Annotated in this window: 3 protein-coding genes and 1 pseudogene; all 4 read right to left on the bottom strand. The window is 45.3% G+C overall.

From position 1 onward, the window contains the following. Positions 1-27: 27 nt before the first annotated feature. Entirely contained in the window at positions 28-441 is a 414-nt protein-coding gene (locus R7Z77_RS23815) for an AbgT family transporter (RefSeq protein ID WP_318136864.1), read from the bottom strand. Then, on the bottom strand, positions 441-1595 hold the full coding sequence (locus R7Z77_RS23810) for an amidohydrolase (RefSeq protein WP_318136863.1): 1155 nt from the start codon (positions 1593-1595) through the stop codon (positions 441-443). The genes R7Z77_RS23815 and R7Z77_RS23810 overlap by 1 nt, the downstream gene beginning before the upstream one ends. A 536-nt stretch (positions 1596-2131) precedes the next feature. Next, a complete protein-coding gene (locus R7Z77_RS23805) occupies positions 2132-2749 on the bottom strand; it encodes a hypothetical protein (protein ID WP_318136862.1) in 618 nt (205 codons plus the stop codon). After that, positions 2746-2886: pseudogene (locus R7Z77_RS23800) on the bottom strand (integrase); the annotation flags it as partial. The gene R7Z77_RS23805 and the pseudogene R7Z77_RS23800, both read right to left, overlap by 4 nt. Between the last annotated feature and the right edge of the window lie 67 nt (positions 2887-2953).

Raw genomic sequence — 2953 nt, 5'->3', positions numbered from 1 at the left:
GCAGAAAAAAGCGAACCGTAGCAACAGCTACCTTTCGCAAGTCCTTGCAGGGCAAGGGGTTTCGTAATCTTTCCCTGCGGTCTGTGTTAAAAGAGTGGACAGGAGACCAACTCGCTCGGCCAAGCCAATACCCAGCATCACCGTAATAATGGTGCCCAGTGGCGGGAAGTTGACAAAGTTTTTCACGAAATTCGTGAACATGTAAGCGACCCCATCCCCAGATAACAGAGACTTGATCGGATAAGTTTCGGCGGTCTTAGGGTTATAGGTGTTGATACCGAAATAGTTCAAGACGGCTGAGAGCACCATAATAAAGACAGCGAGATAGACGAACAGTAAGAACGGGTGCGGCAATTTATTCCCCGTAGCCTCAACCCAGGCTAAAAAACGGTTGTCTTTAATGGCTTCGGATCTTGGTGATAGTTTATCTGTATTTTCCACTAGTTATCGCTCCCTAGATAAAATTGTGCTAAATCCATATACACTTGTCTTGCTACCGCGATGTTGTCGTCGTTGAAATCGTAATGAGGATTATGCAAATACGCGGAATCTTCGCCATTACCGATAAAGAAATAACAACCTGGTCTTTCCAGCAGATAAAAGCTGAAATCTTCAGCCCCCATCGTCGGCATGTAATCTATTTCGCGCAATTTCTCGCTATCAAAGCTTCCCTTACAAGCATCAATCACATCACTGGTTTCTTGACGATGGTTAACGAGGGCCGGAATCGAAAGTAGGTTGGTGAGTTCGTATGTACAATTGAATTGTTCACAGACACATTTCAATGTTTTTTCTATTTCACGGATCAACAGTTCATCGGTGTCTTTATGATCGGAACGCACGCTTAAGCTCAGTTGAGCATGTGAACTAATCACATTGTGCCCTTGTCCTGCATGGAATTCTGAGACGGTGACGGCGGCGGAGTTCAGAGGAGACAACTTTCTAGAGACGACGGTTTGGACTTGAGTCACAAAGCTTGCGCCAGCAACAACGGGATCATGTGACAGATGAGGCATGGCAGCGTGCCCACCTTTGCCAGTGATGTTGATTGCCAGGCTGGTGTTTCCTCCCATAGCGGAGCCCGATTTTACAAAGACCAACCCTTGTTTAAAGCCAGGTCTATTATGGTAGCCAAAGATCTTATCGACTCTAGGATTCTCAAGAACGCCGTCATCGATCATGGCTTTGGCACCAGCACCACCTTCTTCTGCAGGCTGCATAATGATCACGATGTTCCCACAATACGCTTCCTTGTTAGCCATGAGAGATTCAGCCGCGCAAAGCAAGCTTGCGGTATGCCCATCATGACCGCAAGCGTGCATCTTTCCTTCATTCTGAGACTTATGCTCAAACTCATTGAGTTCTGAAATCGGTAGCGCGTCTAAATCGGCGCGAAAGGCTATGGTCGGGCCTGGCTTATTGGTATAAAGCACCGCTTTAACGCCTGTTTTTCCTATCCCTGTCGTCACTTCGTAGCCTAGGTTAGTAAGGTGGTCAGCGACCAACTGACTTGTGTCAAACTCCTCATACTTCAGCTCTGGATTTCGATGAAGGGCTTTCCTTATCTCGATGTACTTATTGATATCTGCATTCATATTTATTTCTGTATGTTGAATTGCTGTTAATTTTGTTTCTCATGAACAGTAATTCATATGGATGCAGTTAACAATGTTTCATATGTCACAGTTTTGAAAAACTAAACCATGTCGGCTCTTTGACGGTAACTCTTCACCCGTAAGCTAATGATAGGGGGGAAATATACTGAATTTTGATACTCCATTTGGAGCACATGATATTCAATAATTTTTATAAGTTTGGTAGAGAACTGATATATGTCATTGATTATTTTTCTTTTATAAGTGCAGTGTCGTTATGGTTGACTTAATACCGGGAGTCTAAAGCATGTTGGGCAAAAGGCCTATTTGGCTGTCATCGCGCATTATGACGGGAGCAAAAAATTCTGACGTTTGACCCTGATTTTATTACAACAACGGTCCTCCTGAAGGTCGTTGACGCTATAGTGATCCAGTATTTTTCAGAGCACCGATTTGCTAGTCGGTGCTCTCCCTTTTCCTCTTTCTTTTCTATTGTTGGCAATCGGAGTTCGTTGCATTTTTATCGCTCGGTTACCTCAGTTTGGTGAGGGATAGCAACAATGCCAAAACTGGACCCCCAATGCCTTGAAGGGTAAAAATGATTCCTCACTGCAAATCACTACCCACTGAGTTTCAACATCCATGACGATGACACATTGTTCGCCATATCCGACGAGTCGATCAGGACAGTATGTCTTTTGCTCCATCGCGAGGCTCATGGCCTGAGTCAAACGAAGGTGTTGTAGCCACAACTCTCCCTGATTGACCGGATATTCTCGGCAGCAACATGACGCCGACGCGAGCCAAAACTTAATCAACGGCAAATCGGGATAGCGGTGGTGTAACTCAAGATCAAAATAGTAATGGCTCTGAGAGCTAAAACACGCAGTCACGTGGTCATTGAGCGCGTGAAATAGAGCGGTATCGTTTCGGTATTGTTGCCAGCAGCGATGAGCATAAAGCGACAGGCTGTCTTGTAAAAGCGCCGAAGGGTGCAAATCAAAAGGCGCTTCGGACTGCCACCAAATCCGCTGTACATCCTGAGATAACCCACCTAATGCCATGACGGTCAGCGTGTTGTCGTGAGCGTGTTGAAAATCAAGCAAGCTATGGAGCTTATCCCATTGCGCTTCAAATGAGAGGCCATCATTCATAGAAACCCCTCCTTCTTCATCAATTCATTAAACGCACTGCCATCGCTTCTTGACGCATTGGCGACATAGGGCGCATACACTTTGAATAATAAGCGGGTATCGCTGTGGCCAAGCATGTGAGAGATATAACCGTCATTCCGCAGCCAATTTCAGAATTAAAACAATGTGATCCAGTGATCGTTTACAAATGTTAGTGCGACAGAC

It is taken from the genome of Vibrio sp. 1401 (assembly GCF_033340295.1).
Note: the sequence above shows the minus strand (reverse complement) of the source record. Positions and strands in the feature narration are given on the sequence as shown.

Coding starts and splice junctions, on each gene's coding strand:
- R7Z77_RS23810 (WP_318136863.1), bottom strand. CDS start 1,595: ATGAATGCAGATATCAATAAGTACATCGAGATAAGGAAAGCCCTTCAT.
- R7Z77_RS23805 (WP_318136862.1), bottom strand. CDS start 2,749: ATGAATGATGGCCTCTCATTTGAAGCGCAATGGGATAAGCTCCATAGC.